Origin of the sequence: Bradyrhizobium commune (assembly GCF_015624505.1) — a bacterium.
Classification (GTDB): Bacteria; Pseudomonadota; Alphaproteobacteria; order Rhizobiales; family Xanthobacteraceae; genus Bradyrhizobium; species Bradyrhizobium commune.
In genome coordinates, this window is sequence record NZ_CP061379.1 from 1,668,361 (window position 1) to 1,693,108 (window position 24,748).

The 24,748-nt window shown below is 64.0% G+C and carries 26 protein-coding genes; 15 read left to right on the forward strand and 11 right to left on the reverse strand.

The window, feature by feature from the left end; all coding sequences use genetic code 11:
• Nucleotides 1–11 precede the first annotated feature (11 nt).
• A complete protein-coding gene (locus IC761_RS07935; protein ID WP_195802707.1) occupies nucleotides 12–1,331 on the reverse strand; it encodes a hypothetical protein in 1,320 nt (439 codons plus the stop codon).
• 92 nt (nucleotides 1,332–1,423) lie between these two features.
• Nucleotides 1,424–3,838 (reverse strand): hypothetical protein, encoded by a 2,415-nt coding sequence (locus IC761_RS07940; RefSeq protein ID WP_195802708.1) that lies wholly within the window; start codon nucleotides 3,836–3,838, stop codon nucleotides 1,424–1,426.
• Between the two features lie 513 nt (nucleotides 3,839–4,351).
• On the opposite strand from IC761_RS07940, the gene IC761_RS07945 reads away from it, so the two are divergent.
• The gene (locus IC761_RS07945; RefSeq protein ID WP_195802709.1) at nucleotides 4,352–5,050 is read left to right on the forward strand and encodes an RNA polymerase sigma factor; all 699 of its coding nucleotides are present in this window, start codon (nucleotides 4,352–4,354) and stop codon (nucleotides 5,048–5,050) included.
• Between the two features lie 138 nt (nucleotides 5,051–5,188).
• Entirely contained in the window at nucleotides 5,189–6,013 is an 825-nt protein-coding gene (locus tag IC761_RS07950) for a flagellin (protein WP_195802710.1), read from the forward strand.
• Nucleotides 6,014–6,045: 32 nt separating this feature from the next.
• Here the strand turns inward: IC761_RS07950 and IC761_RS35805 are convergent, their stop codons facing one another.
• Complete coding sequence (locus IC761_RS35805) at nucleotides 6,046–6,228, reverse strand: hypothetical protein (protein WP_246791463.1); 183 nt, start codon at nucleotides 6,226–6,228, stop codon at nucleotides 6,046–6,048.
• Between IC761_RS35805 and fliD the strand changes: the two genes are divergently transcribed.
• The 9 genes from fliD to IC761_RS07995 all read left to right on the forward strand — a co-directional run bounded on the left by fliD (nucleotide 6,173) and on the right by IC761_RS07995 (nucleotide 14,357).
• Nucleotides 6,173–7,807: a flagellar filament capping protein FliD gene (gene fliD / locus IC761_RS07955; protein WP_438265091.1), complete on the forward strand. Its 1,635-nt coding sequence runs from the start codon at nucleotides 6,173–6,175 to the stop codon at nucleotides 7,805–7,807. The genes IC761_RS35805 and fliD overlap by 56 nt on opposite strands.
• A complete protein-coding gene (locus tag IC761_RS07960; protein ID WP_195802712.1) occupies nucleotides 7,807–8,235 on the forward strand; it encodes a flagellar export chaperone FliS in 429 nt (142 codons plus the stop codon). Before fliD ends, IC761_RS07960 begins: the two co-directional genes overlap by 1 nt.
• 169 nt (nucleotides 8,236–8,404) lie before the next feature.
• Nucleotides 8,405–8,677, forward strand: a complete 273-nt coding sequence (locus tag IC761_RS07965; RefSeq protein ID WP_195802713.1) for a hypothetical protein — start codon at nucleotides 8,405–8,407, stop codon at nucleotides 8,675–8,677.
• A gap of 261 nt (nucleotides 8,678–8,938) precedes the next feature.
• On the forward strand, nucleotides 8,939–9,604 hold the full coding sequence (locus IC761_RS07970) for a flagellar hook assembly protein FlgD (RefSeq protein WP_195802714.1): 666 nt from the start codon (nucleotides 8,939–8,941) through the stop codon (nucleotides 9,602–9,604).
• Between the two features lie 31 nt (nucleotides 9,605–9,635).
• Entirely contained in the window at nucleotides 9,636–10,901 is a 1,266-nt protein-coding gene (flgE, locus tag IC761_RS07975; RefSeq protein WP_195802715.1) for a flagellar hook protein FlgE, read from the forward strand.
• A 3-nt stretch (nucleotides 10,902–10,904) separates the two neighbouring features.
• Entirely contained in the window at nucleotides 10,905–11,165 is a 261-nt protein-coding gene (locus tag IC761_RS07980; protein ID WP_195802716.1) for a hypothetical protein, read from the forward strand.
• 15 nt (nucleotides 11,166–11,180) lie between these two features.
• On the forward strand, nucleotides 11,181–11,636 hold the full coding sequence (locus IC761_RS07985; RefSeq protein ID WP_438265092.1) for a flagellar protein FlgN: 456 nt from the start codon (nucleotides 11,181–11,183) through the stop codon (nucleotides 11,634–11,636).
• An 18-nt stretch (nucleotides 11,637–11,654) separates the two neighbouring features.
• On the forward strand, nucleotides 11,655–13,430 hold the full coding sequence (gene flgK / locus IC761_RS07990) for a flagellar hook-associated protein FlgK (protein ID WP_195802718.1): 1,776 nt from the start codon (nucleotides 11,655–11,657) through the stop codon (nucleotides 13,428–13,430).
• A gap of 15 nt (nucleotides 13,431–13,445) precedes the next feature.
• A complete protein-coding gene (locus IC761_RS07995; RefSeq protein ID WP_195802719.1) occupies nucleotides 13,446–14,357 on the forward strand; it encodes a flagellin in 912 nt (303 codons plus the stop codon).
• Nucleotides 14,358–14,364: 7 nt separating this feature from the next.
• On the opposite strand, the gene IC761_RS08000 is transcribed toward IC761_RS07995, so the two are convergent.
• The 8 genes from IC761_RS08000 to IC761_RS08030 all read right to left on the reverse strand — a co-directional run bounded on the left by IC761_RS08000 (nucleotide 14,365) and on the right by IC761_RS08030 (nucleotide 19,437).
• A complete protein-coding gene (locus tag IC761_RS08000; protein WP_195802720.1) occupies nucleotides 14,365–15,933 on the reverse strand; it encodes an AMP-binding protein in 1,569 nt (522 codons plus the stop codon).
• Between the two features lie 33 nt (nucleotides 15,934–15,966).
• Nucleotides 15,967–16,602, reverse strand: coding sequence for a uracil phosphoribosyltransferase (gene upp / locus IC761_RS08005; protein ID WP_195802721.1), 636 nt, complete (start codon nucleotides 16,600–16,602; stop codon nucleotides 15,967–15,969).
• 97 nt (nucleotides 16,603–16,699) lie between these two features.
• The gene (locus IC761_RS36070; RefSeq protein WP_283814493.1) at nucleotides 16,700–16,828 is read right to left on the reverse strand and encodes a hypothetical protein; all 129 of its coding nucleotides are present in this window, start codon (nucleotides 16,826–16,828) and stop codon (nucleotides 16,700–16,702) included.
• A gap of 100 nt (nucleotides 16,829–16,928) precedes the next feature.
• Nucleotides 16,929–17,306 (reverse strand): hypothetical protein, encoded by a 378-nt coding sequence (locus IC761_RS08010; protein WP_195804586.1) that lies wholly within the window; start codon nucleotides 17,304–17,306, stop codon nucleotides 16,929–16,931.
• Nucleotides 17,307–17,319: 13 nt separating this feature from the next.
• Nucleotides 17,320–17,511 carry a hypothetical protein gene (locus tag IC761_RS08015; protein ID WP_195802722.1) on the reverse strand — a complete coding sequence of 64 codons (192 nt, stop codon included), beginning with the start codon at nucleotides 17,509–17,511 and terminating at the stop codon, nucleotides 17,320–17,322.
• Between the two features lie 127 nt (nucleotides 17,512–17,638).
• Complete coding sequence (gene dapA / locus IC761_RS08020; protein WP_195802723.1) at nucleotides 17,639–18,556, reverse strand: 4-hydroxy-tetrahydrodipicolinate synthase; 918 nt, start codon at nucleotides 18,554–18,556, stop codon at nucleotides 17,639–17,641.
• Between the two features lie 26 nt (nucleotides 18,557–18,582).
• Nucleotides 18,583–18,831, reverse strand: a complete 249-nt coding sequence (locus IC761_RS08025; RefSeq protein ID WP_195804587.1) for a hypothetical protein — start codon at nucleotides 18,829–18,831, stop codon at nucleotides 18,583–18,585.
• A gap of 138 nt (nucleotides 18,832–18,969) precedes the next feature.
• Entirely contained in the window at nucleotides 18,970–19,437 is a 468-nt protein-coding gene (locus tag IC761_RS08030; protein WP_195802724.1) for a hypothetical protein, read from the reverse strand.
• Between the two features lie 511 nt (nucleotides 19,438–19,948).
• On the opposite strand from IC761_RS08030, the gene IC761_RS08035 reads away from it, so the two are divergent.
• The 4 genes from IC761_RS08035 (at nucleotide 19,949) to IC761_RS08050 (ending at nucleotide 24,713) form a co-directional block, all read left to right on the forward strand.
• On the forward strand, nucleotides 19,949–20,038 hold the full coding sequence (locus IC761_RS08035; protein ID WP_038965694.1) for a K(+)-transporting ATPase subunit F: 90 nt from the start codon (nucleotides 19,949–19,951) through the stop codon (nucleotides 20,036–20,038).
• 112 nt (nucleotides 20,039–20,150) lie between these two features.
• Nucleotides 20,151–21,854, forward strand: a complete 1,704-nt coding sequence (gene kdpA / locus IC761_RS08040) for a potassium-transporting ATPase subunit KdpA (RefSeq protein WP_195802725.1) — start codon at nucleotides 20,151–20,153, stop codon at nucleotides 21,852–21,854.
• 29 nt (nucleotides 21,855–21,883) lie between these two features.
• Nucleotides 21,884–23,998 (forward strand): potassium-transporting ATPase subunit KdpB, encoded by a 2,115-nt coding sequence (gene kdpB, locus IC761_RS08045; protein WP_195802726.1) that lies wholly within the window; start codon nucleotides 21,884–21,886, stop codon nucleotides 23,996–23,998.
• Between the two features lie 109 nt (nucleotides 23,999–24,107).
• Complete coding sequence (locus tag IC761_RS08050; RefSeq protein WP_195802727.1) at nucleotides 24,108–24,713, forward strand: K(+)-transporting ATPase subunit C; 606 nt, start codon at nucleotides 24,108–24,110, stop codon at nucleotides 24,711–24,713.
• Nucleotides 24,714–24,748: the final 35 nt, after the last annotated feature.

The following is a 24,748-nucleotide window of genomic DNA, read 5'->3' on the forward strand; positions in this document are numbered from 1 at the left end:
TGTGATGTCCGTCAGGGAAAGAGATGGCGAGCGGTCATGACTGCGTCGTCGGCGGCGTGAACAGCGAAGAAATCGTTGGCGATGCGCTGTCCCGGGGCGATTTCGAGGATACGATAGCGGGCCTGCGCTGCCGCTTCGCGGGCGGCACCGACGTCTTCCTGCCAGGCGCAGAGCGCCAATTCGAGCCGGCCGTAGCCGCCGCAATCGGCGGCGTATGCGCCGGTTACGGCCTCGACGGTCGCGGCAACAGCGCCGGCGTCGCTGGTGGAGATATCGCGCAGGATCACGGAGATGCCGCCTCCTGCCTCGGCCCTAGAGGTCATCACCATGAACGCGTCGCGCGGGCCGGTGCGGCCGGCGCGACGGGCCGAGCGCGCGAGGCCCGCGAAGGCCGGATCGGGCCCGAGCTCCAGCGTCGTCGTCTGCTGATCGTGCAGGACCGTTGCGCGCGCAGCCCCGAGGTCGCCCTTCAGCGCGTGATAGGAGCGCGGCAGCCACACAGTGTCGAGGGGCATCTGCGACGAGGTCAGGCTCCAGGCCTGGTCGAGCAGATAGCCCTCCCAGATCGCGGGATAGGATGCGGCGAGGTGCTGCCAGGTGCGCAGCAGCATTTCCGCGGCCCTGGTGCGGCCGAGATAGAGCGTGCGTGCCGACATCTCCCAGCGGTTCCATTTATGCAGGGCGACGTCGCAGCCGAGAAAGGACGGCAGCAGCGGAGATTCGCGCAGCACCGCGCCGGTTTCGACGAACAGCAGCGGCTCGCGATATTTGTTCCACATCCGCATCATGAACTCGGCTTTCTCGAAGCAGAGCACGCGATCGCCGAACTCCGTCTCGATCGGCTCGATATGGCAGGCGAGATCGAACCGCTCGAGTGAGTGCCGCAGCGCAAAGGCCGCGGTCGCATCGCCGCCACGCGGATAGCAGGACACGATCCGTGGGCGAGCGGTGGAGGCGTCGGAGGCTGCGAGAAATTTCGACCAGCCGATGCCGCCCCACCACATTTCGTGCGGGCCGTCGGCGCCGCAGGGGCCGACGGTGCCGAACTCGGTCAGCTTGGACTTGAGGAAATCGAAGCCGGGATTTTCGCTGAAGGGAATGACGACGGCGCAGCCCGGATTGAGCGCGCGGTAGAACAGCTCGGCCGCCGCACCACTCTGCGGCTCCTTGAGGATGACGACGCCATTCCGCCGGCCTGCGGGAGCGCCGTCGAACGTCGGAGCACCGTACTGGCCGACCAGCCAGCTCAGGCGATCGTGCTGAGCCCGGCCGAGCCGTATGCCGCCGGCTCGCAACAGGAGATCAAGGCTGTCGTGCGTCCCGTCCGTCAATTTCGTGCCCCCTCGCGTCGCCGGCACCTGGATTCCAGCCTTTGGATTCCGGTCCTTGGACTTCAACGGCGAGGGCAGCGCGATCAGGCGCACTATTTGGGGGTGGAGACGAGAGGGGTGATCGCGACCGAATAGATCGCGATATCATGCGTCATCGGGGTGACCGGGATCAGCAGGCAGGCGTCCTCATTCTCTGTGCGATAATGGGCCCCGTTCCGCTGCACGCCGGCAAAGACCAGGCTCTCGATGGCGATTCCGGTCACCGCCTGGCTCTCGGCGGCGTCGCGAATGTCATCGTCGGATTGCATGGTGACGCCATGAAGGAGACCTTCCGCGGCGAATTTCGGCAGCGGCAGTGCGATCACGGCGATGCCCATGGCGCGCGAGAGGGGAATGCGCAGGCGAAGTTCCCCGAGACCCGTACGGTGCACCGTCACGCTTTCCAGCGTCGCCTCGCCGTTGGTGCGGAACAGCCCGATCTGAACTGGGCCGCAAGGGGTCTCCTCGAAGACGTTGGCCGGCAGGCGATTGGCGCCGAACAGCGCGTAGAGATAGGCGTTGGACGGCGACAGATGCGCAAAGGTGCCCGCCAGCCACATTGGCGGAGCGGCCGCCGTGCAGGCGGCGGAAAGGCCGCGCGCTGTGATCTGCCGGCGGATGAAGTCGGCGTCGATCATTGGCGCCAGCGCATGGGTGCCGAGATTGACGTCATGCTTCAATCCGCCGAGCAGCGCCAGCTCGCCCTCGTCCGGCAACAGCATCAGCCGGGCCAATGTCGCCGCGCACCAGCGTGCGGCAACATCCTGCGTGGCATAGGGGGCGAGACAGAGGTCGAGCGCTATGTCCTCGGCTTTCTCTGCAAAGGCCAGGGCGCCGGCCTGGATCTCCGCAGCCAGCGCGATCTGGCTTGCCGGGCGCGGATTGATCTCGCGTAACACCTGATCGCCGTCATAGTCGCGCACCGAGCCGTCGGCCGAGCAGCAGATCTGTTCCACGAGCGCAATGTTGCGGATCAGCATGCGCTTGACGTGCGGCGTGACCACGAGATCGGAAATGAAGCCCGCGGCGCTGTCTTTCTCGTCAATATCGTCGAAGGCATCGTCGAGCGACAGCAGATAGGCGCCGTGAAGGCGGATCTTGATGCCCTCGATCTCGAAGACTCTGCGCAGCGCCTTCTGGACGCTGCCGGAGTAGCCGAGATCGGCAAGGACGAGATCGGTGAAGTTGTCGAATCCGGGGATGGTCTGGCGAAGATATGCAAGCAGTCGTGCGCGTAGCGCTGCGGCCAGTTCGGCGATCTCTCCGGCGTCCATCAATTCGGGCAGTGCCTGGGCCAGATCTTCGCCCGGGGCGATCCCATCGGGATAGTTTGCGAAGAACGCTGCGACTCTCGGCGGCAGTATCTTGATCATGTCGCGCAAGGTCAGCGCGTCGATCCTGAAGACCTTGTCGAGGAGATCGACCAATGGCTGCATCGTGTCGGCGGAGGCGATCAGGCTGACGCGGCGATTGATCTCGAGATAGGCCGCCGTGGTGCCGTGCAATTCCTGCCACACCCGGTGCGGCAGGAAGCCGTCGCGGCCGAGGAATGCGAGGGCGACCTTCCGGCCAGGGCCGGCGACCTCCTCGCAACGCCCAGCGACGAAGGCGTCAAAGGCCGTCGTCACCGGGCCGAGCACGGTCATACCGAGATGGAACGCCGGAGATCTCTCGGCGCTGCGCGCCGCCACCATGCGCCGCAGGGTGCGCGCGCCGTGATCGAGCCGGGATGGCACGCCCTGGCACAAGAGCTCGAACAGGGCGCTCTCGCGCTGGAACGTCGAGGCCAGTTGCGGCGTGGCCTGCGGATAGTACCGCGGCCGAATGCCGTGGCGCTTCGCACCCCTGATATCGGCCTTGTCGTTGTCGCCGACGTGAAAGGAGGCGCTCGCATCGATGGCTTCGTTGGCCAGGTATTTTGCGAACAGCGCCTCGCTCTTGCTGCTGCCATGGTCGCAGGACGCGTAGAGGAAGTCCCAGGTGAGCCCGGGGCGGCAGGCTCGCAGCAGCCGCGCCAGCCGATCGGAATCCCAATAGGTGTCGGAAATGAATCCGACGCGATGGCCGGCGCCATTCATGTCCATATATTGCTGAAGCATGTCCGGATTGGCGCGGCAGAGCTCGAGCTCGGCTGCGAACTCCGATTCGACGAGATCGTCGAGACTGCGGCGCGTAAGGCCGAACAGCCTGAAAGGAAAATAGGAATAGATCTCGGCGATGTGAACCTCGCTCGCGCCGCGCTTGTCCTTCTCGGTTCTCCGCGCGCGCGCTTCGGCCTGGATGCGATGCTGAACGAAATTCGCAGAAACATTCGGACAAATACTTGAAATGCCGGAAAGCTCGTAAGTCCTTTCAAATACGCCATCTGGCGTCGAACAGGCGCGAAGCAGAAATGTATCGAAAACATCGAACGACCAAGCAGAAACAATTTGCGCGCGGCGCTCGAGGCCGGCCGTTGCGATCGTCATGCCGAGATTCCCCATCAATCAGTACGATTAACGTGCGCATCGATGCAGTCAGGCGTCACACGAGCGAAAAAATTTAACGCGCGATTCAAAATCGCATTCGTCGCGACTGACAGATTCAAAAAAATCGCTAGGTTCGAAAAAGGTGATTCGGAAAAAATTGCCGAGTGCGGAAGCGGTCTCGCGTTCATTCACACTCGGAAACAATCGCTTCTCGACGCGCGACAAGCGTGTCGCGTTTGATCACCTAGTGCCGCGTAATGTCAGCGTTTTCTCCCGAGCGCATCTGTTCAGGATGGATGATCCGCCATGGCGCGAGACGATGTCGATGATTGCAGGACGAATGCGCGAAACCTCGCGCAGTCGGCAATTATTGCCCTCCACCCGGCAAAACATTCCGGCTAACATCTTGAAAAATAACAAAAATTCTCCGCCTGGATTGTTTTGGCCCCGCGTTCAACGCCTGGAAGCCGTGTGGCATGTGCGCCGTCGGCATTGCGGGTTGGAGGTTGCGGGATGAGTTACGCTGCTGATGTCTGGGCTCCCGCCGGGACCGAGATCACGACGACGGAGCCGACGGACGAGATCGTTCAGGTCACACCGTCGGTACCGCTTGCGCCGGACTGTGCGCCGGTCACCGCAAATGTCGCGTACGACGAGGACAGCGAGCTGCTCGACAAGCTCGCGACCGGCGATGAGGCGGCGTTCCGCATGCTGGTCGAGCGTCACATCGATCGCGCCTACGCGATCGCGCTGCGCATCGTCGGCAATGCCGCCGACGCCGAAGACGTGGTGCAGGACACCATGCTCAAGATCTGGAGCCATCGCGGTCGCTGGCAGCATGGCCGCGCCAAATTCTCGACCTGGCTCTACCGCGTCATCTCCAACCGCTGCATCGATTTGCGCCGCAAGCCGCGCAACGAGAATGTCGAGACGGTACCCGAAGTTGCCGACGCACAGCCCGGCGCCGTCGAGATCATCGAGCGCAACGAGCTGAACGGCATGCTGGAGCTCGCGATGCAGCGCCTGCCCGAGCAGCAGCGTATCGCGGTGATCCTGTCGTACCACGAGAACATGAGCAACGGTGAGATCGCCCAGGTGATGGACACCACGGTGGCCGCAGCGGAGTCGCTGCTCAAGCGTGGCCGTCAGCAGCTTCGCCAGCTGCTGCGCAAGCATGAACGCGACATCCGCACCGCGTTTACCGATTGCTAACCATAAAATTCGGCTCGCGAAAATTTTCGCGCCTGATCTCCTTGCGCTGCGCCGTTTGAGCGAACGGACGGGGCTGCGGTCCGCGTCGTCAATCGTCAACGATGCGGCACGTCATGCCCATCAGCACAGGAGCCTTCAATGCCCGCAATTTCCACCAACACCGCGGCGAACTCCGCGGTCCGTTACCTCAACATCAATTCCGCGCAGGAGAGCAGCGCGCTCGCAAAACTGTCGAGCGGTTCGCGCATCACGTCGGCCTCCGACGACGCCGCCGGCCTTGCGATCTCGACCCGCATCTCGTCGGACGTCACCACCCTCCAGCAGGCCGCGACCAACGCCTCGCAGGCGACCGCGATCCTCCAGACCGCCGACGGCGGCGCCTCGAACATCTCCGACATCCTGGCGCGCATGAAGTCGCTGGCCTCCGAGTCGGCCTCGGGCACCACCACCGATTCCAGCCGCGCCTACATCAACTCGGAATTCTCGCAGCTCACGAGCGAAATCGATTCGATCGCGACCGGCACGCGCTATTCCAGCCAGAGCCTTCTGGACGGTTCCAGCGTGTTCTCCTCGGGCGTCTCGGTGCTAGTCGGTTCATCCGGCTCCGACACCATCACCATCACGCTGACGAGCCTGACGTCGTCGACGCTCGGCGTGTCCTCGCTCGACGTCAGCTCGCTATCGGATGCGACCTCGGCGCTCGACGTGCTGGATACCGCGATCGACACGGTCTCCGCCGCCCGCGCCAGCATCGGCGCGCAGGAATCGCGGTTCAACTTCTCGGCCGACTCGATCTCGACCCAGACGCAGAACCTCCAGTCCGCGAACTCGGCGATCAAGGACGTCGACATCGCCTCCGAGCAGGCCACGCTGTCCTCGGCAGAGGTGAAGACCCAGGCCGCGGTGTCGGCCGAATCGGCGGCCAACCAGATGCCGCAGTACCTGCTCAAGCTGCTTGGCTAAGGCGCGACATCTAGGCGTCCGCCTAGCGACCGTCATACCGGGCCGGCATGATGCCGGCCCGGTCCTCCCTGGGATGGATCGGGCAGCAAAGTGACCAGCGTCAGTTCGAGCACCAGCAGCACGTCGACCACGAGCTCGAGCACGTCGAGCGCCTCGTCAGTGACGACGACCGGCACCAGCACGTCGACCAGCATCGATTGGAGCGCGTTGATCACGGCGGCGGTGGACGCCAAGCTGACCCAGGCGACCACGATCTCGACCACGATCACCAACAACGAAGCCAAAGTCACCGCCTACCAGACGCTCCAGACAGACCTGTCGACGCTCTCCAGCGGCCTGTCCTCGCTCGCGACCTCCGTCGTCAATTCGCTCGCCACCAACGTCTTTGCCACGCGTTCGGCAAGCATCAGCTCGACCGGCGACGTGAGCGCATCCTCCGCGCTCTCGATGTCGGTCAGTAATGGTGCTGCGACCGGCGACCACACGATGACGATCAGCCAGATTGCGACTGCGCAGAAGGTGGTTGGTACGGCGCAATCGAGTGAGAGCACGGCCCTCGGCTATACCGGAACCTTCTCGCTCGGGCTCGGCAGCGGCAGCACCGCCAGCGTCAGCGTGACGAGCACGATGTCGCTACAAGACATCGTCGATGCCATCAACGCCCAGACCTCGACGACCAATGTCCAGGCCTCGATCGTTCAGGTTTCGAGCGGATCGTACGAGATGGTGCTGTCGGGAACCGAGGACGCCGCCGATATCGCCTATTCGAGCACGTCCGGTGACGACATTCTGAACGAGCTCGGTGTGACCGACAGCTCCGGATCTTTCAGCGACGTGCTCCAGACCTCTCAGGCCGCGGAGTTCACGCTCGACGGTATCTCGATGACTCGGGATACCAACGACATCACCGATGTGTTGACCGGCGTCACCTTCGACCTCTTGCAGGCAACGACGAGCGGCTCGACGCTGAACATCAGCATCGGGACCGATACCAGCCAGATCACGTCGGCCCTCACGACTTTCGTCACCAACTACAACGCCTATCGCGATGCGGTGATCGCACAGCAGGCGACCGATTCGGACGGCACGGCCTCTTCCAGCGCAGTGCTGTTCGGCGACGGTACCATGCGCGACATCACGAGCCAGCTCGAAAATGCGCTCAACAATACGGTGGGCGGGCTGACCATGGCCGACCTCGGACTGTCCTTCAACGACAAGAACGAGCTCGAGCTCGACACCTCGACACTCTCGACGATCCTGAGCACCAATCTCAGCGGCGTGACCACGCTCCTGTCGGCACAGACCACGACGTCGTCGAGCCAGCTCAGCGTCGTCAACACGGGAACCTCGCCGCAGTCGTTCACCCTTGATGTGGCGGTCGACTCCTCCGGTAATCTGACCTCGGCGTCGGTCGGCGGCGACTCCTCGCTGTTCACCGTGAGCGGCAGCACGATCATCGGCAATGCCGGAACGGCCTATGCCGGCATGGCCTTCACCTATTCTGGAACGACCTCGCAATCGATCACTGTCACCTCGACCTCGGGTCTGGCGACCCAGCTCTATCAGATCGCCAAGAACGCGTCGTCCAGCACCGGCTCGCTACAGACGCTGATCACGAATCTGACTGATCGTGACAACGACCTTCAACAGAAGGTCGACGACATCCAGAGCGCGGCGTCGGCCTATCAGACGCAGCTGGAGGCGCAATACGCCAAGTACCAGTCGGCGATCGAGAGCGCCAACAATACGCTCACCTATCTCAAGGCCCTGCTTAACTCCAGCTCGAGTAGTTGATGATGCATAATTCGATGGCGTACATGGCCAACCAGGCCTATCGGGGAGCCGCGACCAGCGTCCCGCCGCTGAAGGCGATCTCGATGCTGCTTGGCGGCGCGATCACCTTCCTTCAGAAGGCGCTCGCCGCACAGGAGGCGCGGCGTTTCGAGGAAGGGCACGAGTACCTGATGAAGGCAACCGCCATCCTGCGCGGACTGAGCCACAATCTCGACTTCACCAAGGGCGGGGCGGTCGCCGAGCGGCTGTTCCAGACCTACAACGCCCTCATCCTGGCGAGCCTGAAGGCCTATGGTCGTCCGCATGCGCGGGACAGTTTTCGACGGATCATCGCGGGGCTGACCGAACTGCGCGAGGCCTGGGAGCACGTCGATGCGACGGTCCGGGGCGGCAAACCTGCCCAGGCCGATTCGGCCCGGAAGGGCTGAGCAGCCCGCCTTCGCATCCCCGGGGAACCGACGATCGCCGGAGCCGACCATTTTGGCGGCTTTCCGTCGTGCTTCGGGTACTTTTGGCGTGGGATGCCCGCGCAAATCCGGTTTTCGACGCGCCTGCAATGCTTTATGACGGGCCCGACCGAGGTGGGATCGGCGGGCGATGGACGTCACCGCGTTTGAGGAACTGATCGACCGGCTGGGCGAGGATCTCTCGCTCTGGCCCGACGAACAGCGTTTGGCCGCCGAAGTGCTGCTTGCGCAATCGTCCGCCGCACGAGCCCTGCTGGAGGAGGCGCGCATCCTGCGCAGCGCACTCGCGGCACCTCCGGTACGCGCGCCCGCAGGGCTTGCCGACCGCATTGTTGCCGCGGCTGCAAAGACGAAGAGCGATACCGCCGAGCCGCGCACCGAGGGCGAGACGGCGGAAGGCTGAGCGGCTCTCTCGCATAGACCTCGTTGCTGTCTTCACCTCTCCTCGCAAGCGGAGCGACGGAGCGCAGCGCCGCTCCGGCGCAATTCATCGCATCACTCTGAGCTCTCGCGCACGGCAGATTTTGCCGCCTCAACTGCACATCTGGCGCGGGTGAATCGCCGCCTGAATTCGCGCACCCACGCGTTTCATCAGCACACAGATTTCAAGCGCCGCCGGTCGACATCGTTGTGACCGGGCCGCGCGGGAAAGCCGGAGTTTCTGATGACCGTTTCCGCAACGAGCTCAACTTCGACGGCCACCACGACGACGTCGTCGTCTAGCACGTCGTCCAGTTCGACGCTCACTTCCAGCGAATTCCTGAGCCTGCTCACCAGCGAGCTGCAGAACCAGGATCCGCTGAACGCGACCTCGACCACCGACTTCATCAATCAGCTCACCTCCTACGCCAATTTCACCCAGCAGGAGTCGATCAACTCCAATCTGACCTCGCTCTCCAGCTCGTTCTCGAGCCTCGTGACGCTGAACTCGGTCAACTATATCGGCCACACCGTGGAGGCGAAGGGTGACACGGCAACGTTGACCAGCGGTTCGGCAACGTACGGCTATTCGCTATCTGCCGCTTCCTCGGACGTTAACATCACGATCAAGGACTCCTCTGGCAACACGGTCTACACCACCACCACCACCGGCACCGCGGGTTCAAATACCTTCACATGGGACGGTAAGAATTCCAGCGGCACTCAGCTTACCGACGGCGGCGAGTACACGATTTCGGTGACCGCGACCGACTCTGCCGGCAACTCGGTTCTCAACTACACGACCGTCACCGGCACCGTGACGGGAATCGACACCTCGACCTCCACGCCGTCGTTGACCGTGAACGGCGTCCCCGTCAGCGCCGCCAACATCATTGGCGTGACGTCCTGATGCCACGCCCTGATTTTCTCGGAGTTTCATCATGAGTCTCACCGGAGCATTGTCCTCGGCGATCTCCGCGCTCAGCGCCCAGAGCCAGTCCTTGTCGATGATCAGCGATAACATCGCCAATACCAGCACGACGGGTTACAAGACGACGTCGGCGATGTTCGACGACCTCGTCACCGCGTCGAGCAACACGGCATCCTATGCCTCGGGCGGCGTCACCGTGTCGGGCCGCGCCAACATCACCCAGCAGGGCCTGCTGGCGGCGACCTCCAACGCCACCGACGTGGCGATCCAGGGGTCGGGTTTCTTCGTCGCGAGCAACGCGACGTCGGGCGGCACCGTCTCCTATACCCGCAACGGCGCTTTCACCATCGACAATGCCGGCTACCTCGAGAACAACGGCTACTATCTGGAAGGCTGGCGCACGGATTCGGACGGCAACGTCGTCGGCAATGAATCGGCGAGTAATCTCGAAGCGATCAACACCGAGGTGGCATCGACCAGCGGCAGCGCCACCACCAAGACCACGATCGCGGCCAACCTGCCGTCGGATGCCACCACGGGCGACACCTATACCAGCTCGATGACGGTCTACGACTCGTTGGGCGCGGCAAACTCGATGCAGGTCACCTGGACCAAGACCGGCACCAACACCTGGAGCGCGAGCTTCGCCGATCCGACCTCGACATCGGATACCACGACCGCGACGGGCACGGCCTCCGGCACGATCGATATCACCTTCAACAGCGACGGCTCGCTTGCCAGCACCAGTCCAAGCCCGGCAACCGTCTCGGTCACGGGCTGGACGGACGGCGCCGCCGATAGCACGATCACCATGGATCTCGGCACCGCCGGCGGGACCGACGGCCTCACGCAATATGCGTCAGGCGAAACCACGCCGTCGGTCAACGTCACCAGCATCACCTCGGACGGCCTGTCCTATGGCACGCTCTCGAGCATTGCGATTGGCAAGAACGGTGTGGTCGATGCCACCTATTCCAACGGCAAGACGATCGCGATCTACAAGATCGCGGTGGCAACCTTCGCCGATCCCAACGGTCTCTCGGCCAACAGCGATCAGATGTATTCGGCGACGGTGACGTCGGGAGATGCGACGCTCCAGGCGTCGGGCGAGAACGGCGCAGGCACGATCTACGGCAGCGAGCTGGAGTCCTCGACCACCGATACCTCCAGCCAGTTTTCGAGCATGATCTCGGCGCAGCAGGCCTATTCGGCCGCCTCCCAGGTCATCTCCACCGTCAACAAGATGTACGACACCCTGATCTCGGCGATGAGGTGAGTGATGCGCAGTGGAGAAGCCAAGGCGGCCGGTGAGGCGCTGCTGCGTCGATTGCGACGACTGATGGCCCGGACCGCGAGCGTCGAGGGCGGCGATCGCAAGCAGCTGCTTGCGCTGCTCGACGATGTTGAGACGACCCGTCGCGGCTTGTTGAAGGAATGCGCCGAGGTCGAAGGTGAGATGAGGCAGGCGACCGTCAGAGCGACCGCGATCGGCGCATATCTGCGCAACTCGCAAGTCCGCCGCGGCAAACGGCACAACTAGAAGAAGGCGATGACCATGACTGTAGCTCAAGCCACGAGGACGAACGCCACAAGCGGCGATGCGCGAATCAAGTCGTTGATCCAGCTCATCGACGTCCTGACCGCGCTGGTCGCGGAGGAAAATGCAGAGCTCGCCAAGGGCCTGCCGGCCTCGCGCCTCAAGCAGGTCGACGAGAAGAACCACCTGGCGGAGATCTTCGAGAAGACCGTTGCCGAATGCGCGGCGGGCACGACCAGCCTGAACGTGCGGGACCGGCTCCTGCGCGAACAGCTCCTGGAGCGGATCCTGAAGCTGCGTGTTGCGATGGACGAGAACCTGGTGCGTCTGCGCGCGGCGATCGAGGCCAGCAACCGCCGGATCGAGGCCGTCATGCAGGCGATTCGCGAGCAGATCGCGGCGGTGTCGCCGTATGGCGCCTCCGGCCGCGTCGCGGCGAGGCCGGCCTCCAGCGGCACCAGCCGCAGCGCCTGACGGTTCGAGGAGCCCGCCGTGTCGCTCGATATCGCCCGCTCGATCGCCTTCAGCGGCCTTTCGGCCTCGTCGGTGCAGATCAGCGTGACGTCGTCGAACATCTCCAACGCCGACACGACGGGCTATACCGAGAAGACCGCCAATCAGTCGAGCAGCATCACCAACGGCGTCGGCACCGGTGTCACGGTGACGGGCGTCACCTCGACGGTCGACAAGCTGCTGCTGAAGTCGCTGGTCGGCGCGACGTCAGATCTCGGCTCGGCCGATACGACCAACACCTATCTGACGTCGCTCGAAAAGCTCTACGGCTCGACCAGCAGTACCGACAGTTCGTCAACCGGGACTTCGCTCGCCAACACCATCGCCTCGCTGGAATCGGCGTTGTCGTCGCTGGCGAGTACGCCGAGCAGCGCCTCGCTGCAATCCAACGTCGTCAGCGCGCTCGACGATGTCGCGAGCCAGTTGCGGGAGACGTCGAGCGGTATCCAGAAGCTCCGCTCCAACGCCGATCAGGACATTTCGTCCTCGATCGACGATGTCAATTCCGACCTCCAGCAGATCGCGGACCTGAACGCCCAGATCAAGCAGACGGCGGCAGCCGGCCAGTCGACGGCCGATCTGGAAGATCAGCGCAACACCGCGCTACAGGACGTTGCGTCCAAGATGAACGTGAGCTACTTCACGGCGTCGAACGGCGATCTCCAGATCTACACCAAGTCGGGCCAGGCTCTGGTCGACAGCACCGCACATGCGATCAGCTACACCGCCGCGGCCAATGTGACGTCGTCGACGACCTATACCGCCGGCTCGTCGTCGAGCGGTTTTAGCGCCATCACGGTGAACGGCGTCGACATCACCTCGCAGATCACGGGCGGTGACATCGGCGCGCTCATTACGCTCCGCGACAACACCTTGCCTGCGGCGCAGTCCCAACTCGATCAGCTCGCGCAGCAGCTCACCTCCGCGGTGAACAGTGTGTCGAACAGCGCTTCTTCGGTGCCCGCTCCGACGAGCCTGACCGGCACCGCCAGCGTCACCGGCAGCACGGCGCTGTCCGCCTCGGGCGCGGTGCGCATTGCCGTCACCGACCAGAGCGGCGATTTGGTCTCTTATGGCGATATCGACCTCTCGTCCTATTCGACGGTTGATGATCTCGTCACCGCAATCAACGGCATCTCCGGGTTGTCCGCCTCGGTCGATTCGGACGGTCATCTCTCGATCACCTCAACGGACTCGTCAGATGGCGTCGCCATCAACGAGATGACGAGTTCGGTGGGAAGCTCGGGCGAAGGGTTCTCGCAGTATTTCGGCCTCAACGACCTCCTGACCGGGACGAGCGCATCCGACATCGCGGTCAAGAGCGGCATCCTGTCCGGTACCAACGAGTTGCAGCTCGCGACGCTGGATTCCTCGTCGAGCCTGACGGTCGGCGACACCGTGCTGTCGTCGGGGTCGGCCACAGTGGTCAATGCGTTCTCCAGCGCGTTGACCGATTCCCGCACGTTCTCCTCGACCGGCGGGCTTGCCGCCACCACCGGCTCCTTCGCCGACTACGCGTCGGCCATCGTGTCCGATGTCGCGAGCAAATCCTCGCAGGCTTCCACCAACTACACCGCCAAGGAGACCACGCAGTCGACCTATGCGAGCTCGCTGTCGTCGCAATCGGGTGTCAACCTCGACGAGGAATCGGCCAAGCTGAGCACGCTCCAGAACAAATATACGGCGGCCTCGGCGCTGATCCAGGCCATCAACTCGATGTACTCGGCGCTGATCACCGCCGTACAGTCGACGTAAGATCGGAGCCCTGTCATGGTCGCGATGCGCATCGCCACCTTCGCCCAGTCGAACCAGATGGTCTCCGATGCGATGCGCATCGAGACTGTCATGGCTGACAAGCAGGTCCAGGAATCGTCCGGCGTGCTCTCGACCGATTATGGCGGCTATGGCTCGAACGCGCAGCATGTCGTCAACCTCCAGGTCTCGGTGACGCGCGCGCAGTCCTATGTCGATGCCGCCACGCTCGCCGACAGCAAAGTCCAGGTGATGTATTCGGCGGTCGGCTCGGTGAGCGATATCATCACGCAGCTCCGTTCCCAGCTCAGTGCCGCATCGACCAGCAGCTCGACCGAGACCAGCTCGGTGATCTCGTCCGCCCAGCAGATGCTCGAGCAGATGGGCTCGCTCATGAACACGCAGTATGACGGCCAGTATGTGTTCGCCGGCGGAAAGACGGATACTGCGCCGGTCGATCTCACGAGCTTTGCCAGCGGCACCGGATCCACCACGACAGCGGACACCAGCTACTACAATGGCGACGATGAGATCGCCTCGGTGCGGGTCGCCTCCGACGAGACCGTGTCCTATGGCGTTACCGCCGACAATTCGGCGTTCGAAGAGGTGATGCGGGTCTTGAAGTTCGTGGCGAACAGCACCACGCTGTCGTCATCGGACATTACCAGCGCGCTCGATCTCGCCAGCACTGCACTCGACGACACTGCGGCCGTGCAGGCAAAGCTCTCGAGCTCGGCGTCCTCGATCGAGACGGCAAGCGCCCGTCAAACCGACTACAAGAGCTATGCCGAGAGCCTCTCGAACGACCTCACCGGCGTCGACGTTGCCGCCATCACGGCCCAGCTCTCGACCTACCAGGCCCAACTCAGTGCGTCCTATTCGGCGCTTGCCAAGATACTGAGCCTGAATCTCGCGAGCTATCTGAAATAGGCAAGCTTTATTCGGCGACGATCCGTTCCATCGCCATGGCGCGGAGCCTGGCGCGCTGGATTTTCACGCCATTGGCGCTGTCGGTGACAGGGAAGGCGTCAACCACATAGATCCGCGCCGGGATCTTGTAGCCGGCGAGCCGCTCGCGCAGTCGCGCGGTCAGCGCCTCCTGTTGCGGCGGTATGTCGGCAGGAATGACGAAAGCAACGCAGCGCGCCTGTCCTTTCAGATCGACCGCGACGACCTGGGCATCGGCCACGCCGGGACAGGATTTGAGCTCGTCCTCGATCTCGCCGGGCGCGACCAGGAAGCCGCCGAGCCGCATCGCGTCGCCCGCACGGGTCTCGTAGACGAAGGCGCCGTCGCCGCGGAGCCGGCCGATGTCGCCGCTGCGGAAGAAGCCGTCCGCGGTGATCGCGTCGCGCGTCGCATCGGGGTTGTTGTAATAGCCGAGAAAGCGCGAGGGAGCGCTGATCTCGATCTCGCCGGAGATGCCCTGCACCGCAAGCTCACCGGTCTCGGTATCGCGTATGCGGACCTTGGCCTCCGGCGACATCGGCCAGCCGCCGCCTTCGATCCGATCGGCGAGCGCGTCGCTGGGGCGGGCGATCGAGAACAGCGCCTGCACCTCGCTCGACCCGTAGAGGCCGAACAGCGGCAGGCCCCGCCCCTCGGCCTCGGCGGCAAGCTCGCGCCAGCCCGGCTGGAACGCGGCGAAGCCGCACACTTCGAGATGGGGGAACGGCCGTGGCGCGTCGGTCAGTGCGAGGATGCGGCGGAACATCTCGTCGGAGCCGAAGCTGTGCGTGATCCTCTGTTCGCTGAGGATTTTTTGCGCTGGCGCCGCCTCGAAGGCGTCGAGCACATGGACGGTCGCACCGGCCGCGATGAAGCCGAGTAGGCTCGTCATGCCGAAGGTGCCGCAGAACGGCAGCATCGCCAGTAGCGAGTGTCTTTGCGGATCAAGCTTCAGCGCCTTGGCGACGACGGCGGCGTGCGCGGCCAGTGTCCGCTGTGAATGCGCGACCAGCTTCGGCCCCTTGGTCGTGCCCGAGGTCGTGTAGAGCAGCACCGGCAGATCGACATCGCTCTCGGCCGGCGCCGCCGCCGGATAGGAGTTTTCGAATGCGTCGAACCGGACGCAGGGCCAATGCGCGGGGATGGTATCCGCGCCGACCACGGCAAGCTTTTGCAGCGCGGGCACCTCGTCCCTGGCGACATCGGCGAGGATCGCAGCAAAGTCGATCGAGCGAAACGCAGTCTCGACGATCATCAGCCTGGCGCCGGACAATTTCAGCAGATGCGCGACTTCCGCGCTGCGGTAGCGCGTATTGACGGCGGCAACGACGGCTCCGCACCGTGCCGCTGCAAACAGCAGTGCGATCCATTCGACCCGATTGACGAGCCAGACCGCCACAACGTCGCCCTTGCCGATCCCCTGCGCGGCAATCCAAGCCGCGGTCTGCTCGACCTTCTGCGCGAACTGCGCGCGCGACACGGCTATGCCCTCGAACACGAAGGCGGGGCCAGCTTCCGACCCGATCAGCGATTGCAATGAAAAGCGGTTGGCGGGCATGGCGACCGGAGTAACCCGATCGCACAAACCTGTCTACTTGGTGCCGAACATCCGGTCGCCGGCATCGCCAAGGCCCGGCACGATGTAGCCGTGGTCGTTGAGCCTCTCATCGATCGCGGCGGTCCAGATCGGCACGTCGGGATGTTCGCTCTGGAACTGCGCGATACCCTCGGGCGCGGCCAGGAGGCACACGAAACGGATGTCGCGGGCGCCTCGGTTCTTGAGCAGGGAGGCGCCGGCGCAGGCTGAATTGCCGGTCGCCAGCATCGGGTCCATCAGGATCACGGTGCGGTCGGAGAGGTCCTGCGGCGCCTTGAAGTAATATTCCACGGCCTGCAATGTCTCGGGGTCGCGGTAGAGCCCGATATGGGCGATGCGCGCCGAGGGGATCAGCGCCAGCATGCCGTCGAGGAAGCCGACGCCGGCGCGCAGGATCGGCGCCAGCGTGAGCTTCTTGCCGGCGATCTTCGGCGCCTGCATCGGCGCGATCGGCGTCTCGATCTCGACCAGCTCAAGCGGCAGGTCGCGCGTCACCTCGTAGCCGAGCAGCATCCCGATCTCGTTCAGGATCTCGCGAAAGCTCTTGGTCGAGCGGTCCTTCTCTCGCATCAGCGAAAGCTTGTGCTGGACCAGGGGATGGGCGACGACGTTGACGCTGCTGTTGCTCATGAAACCGCTCTACACGGTTCCGCCAGGCGGCGCCAGATCGGCCGGGCTTTTTCCGCGGGATAGGAGGCCTATTGCTCGCCACGTAGGCAACGAGAGCCTAGACGCCGAGCCCGCGCGCCAGAAGCGTGATCACGAGTGTCAGGATCCCGCCCCAGACCAGGCTCAGCGCCATGGTCACGATTGTCGTGGCGACCGCGTGCTCGAGATGTCCCTTGAGGCGATGCACACTAGCCGTCCGATGCGGGCGCAGCACTGAGGCGCATGCCGAGCAGCAATGCGCCCATCAGCACGAGCAGGATGACGATCTTGAGTTCAACCATATCGCGCTATCTCGCGGCCAGGCGTGCAAAGAGCCGCCTCGCTCCCTCCGCCAGCACGATCAGCGGATTGCCGCGGTTCTCGATGTCGAGCTCGAAGGTCTCGGTCGGAAACACCAGCGCACACCGGGACGGCTTGCTCTGCCGGTTGGCAAAGTCGACGGCCGACTTTTTGAACAGGAACAGGCCACCGATGCGCCCACGTGCCTCGCGTGCGACCCAGAGGCCGGCCTTGTTGCGACCGATGAAGAAGGCGGGAATGGAAGCGCTGACCACATCGGGATCGAGCGGCTTGAACTCCGCCGCCGGCGCCTGCCGCGTCTGGCGGTGCGTAGCCTGGAGCGCAATCGCGGCCATGGCGGCCTCCTCACACATCTGCAAGGTCATGATGGTCTGCCGATCAGGCGTGGAGATGCCAGACATGGATCGCGGTCTTCAACGCGATCAGTGCCGTGAGCACGCTACCCATCGAGAGCACGGCCAGTGCGCGCAGCGCGACCCGCTTGAGCTGGGCCTTGCGCTCTTTTGAAGTCCGTGGCCGTTGTTCGGCCCAGTCGGAGAGCCGCTCAAGGCCATGTGTCAGCATCGACATTTCAGGAGTCCTTCTCGGCGGGCGGCGAGACCGTCGCCCCAATCTGTCTTTCATGATGCGCTTTGCAGCGTAGGAATTCGAGACGAGCGCGATTGCGATCGTATAGGAGCGGCATAAGCGTGCCCGCCTATGCTCCGACGCCGTCGATCAGCTCCTCGTCGGCGATCGCGGCAAATGCGCGTACCAGGTCCCTCTGTGCGGCCGCGTCCAGCGGCCCGAGCGGCAGCCTTGTGGTGGGTGAGATCAGGCCAAGCACGTTCAAGGCGCTCTTGAGTGCGGCCGGGCTTTCTTTCGCAAGGCAAGCGGCGAGCGGGATCAGGCGCTTGTGCAGATAGCGTGCCGATTGCAGGCGGCCCTGCCTGACCTGCGAGAAGATGGTGCGGCACAGATCCGGCGCGATGTTGGCGATCTCCGAGATCGCGCCGTCGCCGCCACCCGCGATGAAGCCAAAGGCAGTCGTGTCGTCGCCAGAGAGCAGGCGAAATCCGGCCGGCAGCAGCCGGCTCAGCCGCATCGGGCGGGTGATGTCGCCGCTCCCGTCGCGCAGGCCGGCGAACTGCCGGGACTCGACGAGGCGCAGTAGCGTCTCGTCGGCGAGCGGACGCAGCGTGCGGGAGGGAACGTCGTGCAGGATCACCGGCAATCCGATCGATCCGGCAATGCTGCGGAAATGCGCGAGCATGCCCTCCTGCATCGGCTTGTTGTAGGCGGGCACCACCGACATGATGGCATCGGCACCGGCCGCTTCCGCGCGCCGCGCGAGTTCGATGGCATGGCTGGTCGAATTCGTCACTGCGCCGGCGATAACCCGGACCCGACCGCGGGCGACATCGACCGCGGTGCGGATCACGAGCTCCTGCTCGGCCGGCGAGAGCGTCGGCGCCTCACCGGCGGTCTCGCACACCACAATGGCGGGAACGCCGGCCGCGACCTGGCGCTCGCAGAGCGCGGCGAACGCCTTCGGGTCGATTCCATCCGACGCATCGAACGGCGTCGGCAGATCCGGAATGAAGCCGGCGAACCAGGCAGAGGGAGGGATGAACATGATCGTCTCGCCGGATGGCGGCCTGCTCAGGCGGGGCGCTGCGAGAGGCTGGGGCTTTTTCCCATGTCGAGCTCGATCTCGCGCGGCAACTCGACGATGGTCTCGGGATGCTGTCCGTTTTCGAACAGCGCATATTTGATGGCCTGGGCGCGGCTGACGAACAGGCCGCCATAGAGGCCGTTCTGTTCTTGCGCAATCCACTGTCCGCTATGGTTGCGGCCGATGAAGACGATGCTTGAGGGAGAGTGGCACGAGGGAGGTTCGACGAGTTTCACGGATGCATTCCTTGCGATTCGCGCCGGCGGGAGCGTGTCCGGCACCTGCGCGCTCAATATCCCGTCTCGCGCGTATGATTTCGAGGGCGGCAGCACGACGATCTCATAGGAACGTCATAAAGCCGGGGCTCGGCTCCCCTAGCCGAAATGGTCGCAGGCGACAGGCTCGTAGAGCGAATCGTGCGCCGCGCGAACAGAGGAAACGCTCGGTCGCGACGCTTCCACGGCGATTGCCAGAACCTCGACGCATGCCGACAGCAGGGCGATCGCAAGGTCGCCGTGGCATCCTTCGACCGCGGCGTCGAGCCAATCCGGCAGCTCACGCTCGCGCGAAAGCGCACAATGCCATTCACCCTCGTCATAGGCGATGCGGCGGACCTGCCACAGCGGCAGCTCGAACTCCATCAGCGCCAGCGCAGCGTCGGTCCAGGCTTCGGCTTCGACCAGGTGCATGACACGTGCCGTGCGCTCGCTCTGACCGAGCGACGGGAAGCGCCGGCAGGCCTTCTCGATGATCTCGCACATCAACGGCGGTGTCATCGCCTGCGCATTGCGCAAACGGTCGCTAAGTGAGGGTAGATCGTGGGGGCGGAGATGGGCGGTCAAGTCAGGCCTCCTGGATTGGGCGTCGGTCAGTCGGCCGGCCTCTTCAGGATGGCGGGGAGGGCATTTGAAAACGAGATGAGGAAGGGACGCGAGATGTAGGAATTTCATAAGTATTTGGGGGGCGACGTCCGCGCCCATTCTCTGCTGTGGTCCCGGACAAATCTGCGCTTGCTTGTTCGGGACGACAGTGGGGATTGCCGCGCGAGCGTCGCGCCAACCGTTCGCCTTTATGAGATTCCTATAACTTCGCCATAGCCCTCGTCTCGAAAACCTATGCCGGTGGTGGCACCTCAGCACGGTGAAAATTCCGGCAGCCAAGCTGGGCGATATGCATCGTCATTGATCTACTGCAAGCCACGGGCCGGGAAACGGAGACACAGTTGCGTTGGAGACAGAGCGCAACGAGGAGCATTCCCATGATGGACATTCTGATGCTGGCGCTGGGCTTCGGCTTCTTTGCCCTTGCGATCGGCTACACCTACGCCTGCGAACGGCTGTGATGGAGCGGATCATGATTTTCGATTATGCGCTCGCCGGTGCCGTCTCGTTCGGCCTCCTGTTCTACCTCACCTATGCGCTGCTGCGGCCCGAACGGTTCTGAACCGTGCTGCCGCTGCTCGAATTGCTGCTGGCGGATGCCGTGCTCGTCGCCGGCCTGCTGGCGGTGCTTCTGCCGCTGTTGCGGCGGACACAAAGCCTGAAGGGTTAATGCCATGACTGTGATCGGTTGGCTCCAGATCATTTTATATTGCGCCATCATCGTCGCGCTGACCAAGCCGCTCGGCTGGTACATGACGCGCGTGTTCAACGGAGAACGCACGTTCCTCTCGCCGGTGCTGCGTCCGATCGAGGCCGGCATCTACTGGTTCTCCGGCGTCGACGAGAAGCGCGAGCAGCATTGGGTGACCTATACGATCGCCATGCTGCTGTTCCATATCGGAGGCTTCCTGATCATCTACGGCGTGATGCGCCTGCAGGCCGTGCTGCCCTTCAACCCGGCAGGCCAGGGCGCGGTTGCCGAGGATCTCTCCTTCAACACCGCGATCTCCTTCATCACCAACACCAACTGGCAGAACTACGGCGGCGAGAGCACGATCTCGTATCTCGTGCAGATGCTGGGCCTGACGCACCAGAACTTCCTGTCCGCGGCAACCGGTATCGCGCTTGCGGTGGCGCTGATCCGTGGCTTCTCGCGCGCGTCGATGCGCACGGTCGGCAATTTCTGGGTCGATGTCACCCGCTGCACGCTCTATGTGCTGCTGCCGATCTGCGTCGTCTACGCGCTGTTCCTGGTTTCGCAGGGCATGCCGCAGACGCTGGGTGACTATGTCGAAGCCACAACGCTCGAAGGCGCCAAGCAGAGCATCGCGGTCGGCCCGGTTGCCTCGCAAGTCGCGATCAAGATGCTCGGCACCAATGGCGGCGGCTTCTTCAACGCCAATGCCGCGCATCCCTTCGAGAACCCGACCGCGCTGTCGAATTTCATCCAGATGATCTCGATCTTCTCGCTGGGCGCCGCCTTGACCAACGTGTTCGGCCGCATGGTCGGCAACCAGCGCCAGGGCTGGGCGATCCTCGCCGTGATGGGCGTGCTGTTCGTTGCGGGCGTCTCCGTTACCTATTGGGCGGAAGCCAACGGCACTTCGACGCTCCAGGCGCTCGGCCTGACGGGCGGCAACATGGAGGGCAAGGAGGTCCGCTTCGGCATCGTCGCGTCCTCGCTGTTCGCCGTGATCACGACGGCGGCCTCCTGCGGCGCGGTCAACGCCATGCATGACAGCTTCACCGCGCTCGGCGGCATGATCCCGCTGATCAACATGCAACTCGGCGAGATCATCGTCGGCGGCGTCGGCGCGGGCCTCTACGGCATGCTGCTGTTCGTCGTGCTCGCGATCTTCGTCGCCGGCCTGATGGTCGGCCGCACGCCGGAATATGTCGGCAAGAAGATCGAGGCGCGCGAGGTCAAGATGGCGATGCTCGCGATCCTGGTGCTGCCGCTGATGTATCTCGGCTGGACTGCGGTCGGCGTGGTCTATCCCGCAGCGGTCGCCTCGATGGCCAATGCCGGCCCGCACGGCTTCACCGAGGTGCTCTACGCCTTCACCTCGGCGACCGGGAATAACGGCTCGGCCTTCGCAGGCCTTACCGGCAATACCTTGTTCTACAACCTCACGCTCGCAAGCGCGATGTTCGTCGGCCGCTTCTTCATGATCATCCCGGCGATGGCGATCGCGGGCTCGCTCGCCGCCAAGAAGTCGATCCCGCCGTCGGCGGGCACGTTCCCGACCACCGGCGGGCTGTTCGTCGGTCTCGTCGTCGGCGTGATCCTGATCATCGGCGGCCTCACCTTCTTCCCGGCCCTCGCGCTCGGCCCGATCGTCGAGCATCTCGCGATGAACGCCGGCCAAGTGTTCTGACAGCCTTCTGATTGTTCGGAGTGACCTCCATGGAAACCATGAAACTGCAAAAACGCGCCTCCGTCTCGGCGATGCTCGACCCGAAGATTGTCGTGCCCGCGATCCGCGCGTCCATTGTCAAGCTCGACCCGCGGCTGATGATCAAGAATCCCGTGATGTTCGTGGTCGAGATCGTGGCCGCGCTCACCACCGTGATCTTCCTGCGCGATATCGTCACGGGCGGAGCCAATCTCGGCTTTACCTTCCAGATCATCCTCTGGCTCTGGTTCACGGTACTGTTCGCCAACTTCGCCGAAGCCGTTGCCGAAGGCCGCGGCAAGGCGCAGGCTGATTCGTTGCGCAAGACCCGCACCGAGAGCCAGGCCAAGCTGCTCAACGGCGCCGGCCAGGACTTCAAGCTCGTGCCGGGCACGAGCCTGAAGGTCGGCGATATCGTGCTGGTCGAGGCGGGCGACACCATTCCGTCCGACGGCGAGGTGATTGAGGGCGTGGCCTCCGTCAACGAGGCCGCTATCACCGGTGAATCCGCGCCCGTGATCCGCGAGTCCGGCGGCGACCGTTCGGCGGTGACCGGCGGCACGCAGGTCTTGTCCGACTGGGCCCGCGTCCGTATCACCGCGGCGCAGGGCTCGACCTTCATCGACCGCATGATCAAGCTGGTCGAAGGCGCCGAGCGGCAGAAGACGCCGAACGAGATCGCGCTCAACATCCTCTTGGCCGGCCTCACCATCATCTTCGTGTTCGCGACCGTCACCATTCCGAGCTACGCGGCCTATGCCGGTGGTTCGATCTCGGTGATCGTGCTGGTCGCGCTGTTCGTGACGCTGATCCCGACCACGATCGGCGCGCTGCTGTCGGCGATCGGCATCGCCGGCATGGATCGCCTGGTCCGCTTCAACGTGCTGGCGATGTCGGGCCGCGCGGTCGAAGCCGCCGGCGACGTCGACACGCTGTTGCTCGACAAGACCGGAACGATCACGCTCGGCAACCGCCAGGCGACTGCGTTCCGTCCCGTGCGCGGCGTCACCGAGCAGGAGCTGGCGGACGCAGCCCAGCTTGCCTCGCTGGCCGACGAGACGCCGGAAGGCCGCTCCATCGTCGTGCTGGCGAAGGAGAAATACGGCATCCGCGGTCGCGATATGGGTGAGCTTGGCGCGACCTTCATTCCGTTCACGGCGCAGACCCGCATGAGCGGCGTTGACGCCGGCGGTTCGTCGGTGCGCAAGGGCGCTGTCGAGGCCATGCTCAACTATGTCGGCGGCGGTGCGCCGTTGGCGGTCGCCTCCGGCAACACGGCGCGCGCCATCCAGCCGGCGGCGTTGTCGGACATCGGCCGCGAGATTCAGACCATCGCGGACGAGATCGCCAAGGCCGGCGGCACGCCGCTCGCGGTCGCCAGGGACGGCAGGCTGCTCGGCGTCATCCAGCTCAAGGACATCGTCAAGGGCGGTATCCGCGAGCGCTTTGCGGAGCTGCGCCGCATGGGCATCCGCACCATCATGATCACCGGCGACAACCCGATGACCGCCGCCGCGATCGCGGCGGAAGCCGGCGTCGACGACTTCCTTGCGCAGGCGACCCCCGAGGACAAACTCAAGCTGATCCGCGACGAGCAGGCCAAGGGCAAGCTGGTGGCCATGTGTGGCGACGGCACCAACGACGCGCCGGCGCTTGCGCAAGCCGATGTCGGCGTCGCCATGAACACCGGCACGCAGGCCGCGCGCGAAGCCGGCAACATGGTCGATCTCGACTCCAACCCGACCAAGCTGATCGAGGTGGTCGAGATCGGCAAGCAGCTCCTGATGACGCGCGGTGCGCTGACGACGTTCTCGATCGCCAACGACGTCGCAAAGTACTTTGCGATCATTCCGGCGATGTTTTTGGCGTTCTACCCGCAGCTCAACGTGCTCAACGTCATGAACCTGTCGAGCCCGCAGAGCGCTATCCTGTCGGCGATCATCTTCAACGCGCTGATCATTATCGCGCTGATCCCGCTGGCGCTGAAAGGCGTCGCCTATCGCGCGGTCGGTGCCGGCGCGCTGCTCCGCCGTAACCTCTTGATCTACGGACTTGGCGGCATCGTCATTCCCTTCATCGGCATCAAGGCGATCGACCTCGTCGTCGTCGCACTTCACCTGGCCTAGCCCGTCATTGCGAGGAGCGAAGCGACGAAGCAATCCAGACTGCCTCCACAGGAGAGGTTCCAGGATTGCTTCGCTTCGCTCGCAATGACGAAATAACTGGAGACCCAACATGCTCAGAGAAATCCGCCCCGCCATCGTCCTCTTGCTGGTGCTCACCGCCATCACGGGCCTGGCCTATCCGCTCGCCGTGACCGGCATTGCTGGCGCTATCTTTCCGGCGCAGGCGAAAGGAAGCCTGATCGAGAAAGACGGCAAGATGGTCGGCTCCGCCCTGATCGGGCAGGAGTTCAAGGACGACAAATATTTCCATGGTCGTCCCTCGGCGACGCTGGCGCCCGACCCGAATGATTCGACCAAGACGGTATCGGCACCCTACAACGCCGCCAATTCGGGCGGCTCCAACCTCGGCCCGACCAGCAAGGCGCTGGCCGACCGGCTGAAGGACGACGTGGACAAGCTGAAGGCCGAAAATCCGAACGCCGCCGTTCCAGTCGACCTGGTCACGACCTCGGCCAGCGGTCTCGACCCCGACATCTCGCCGGAGGCTGCGCAATTTCAGGTGCCCCGTGTGGCCAAAGCGCGGAACATCTCGGAGGACCAGCTTAGGCAGATCGTTGCCTCCAATATCCAGGGACGTCTGCTCGGTCTGCTCGGCGAACCCAGGGTTAACGTTCTTGCCTTGAACCTCGCATTGGATCGTGCGTCCGCGAAGTAGCAGTCTAGGCTCGCGGCACACGGATGATTATATTC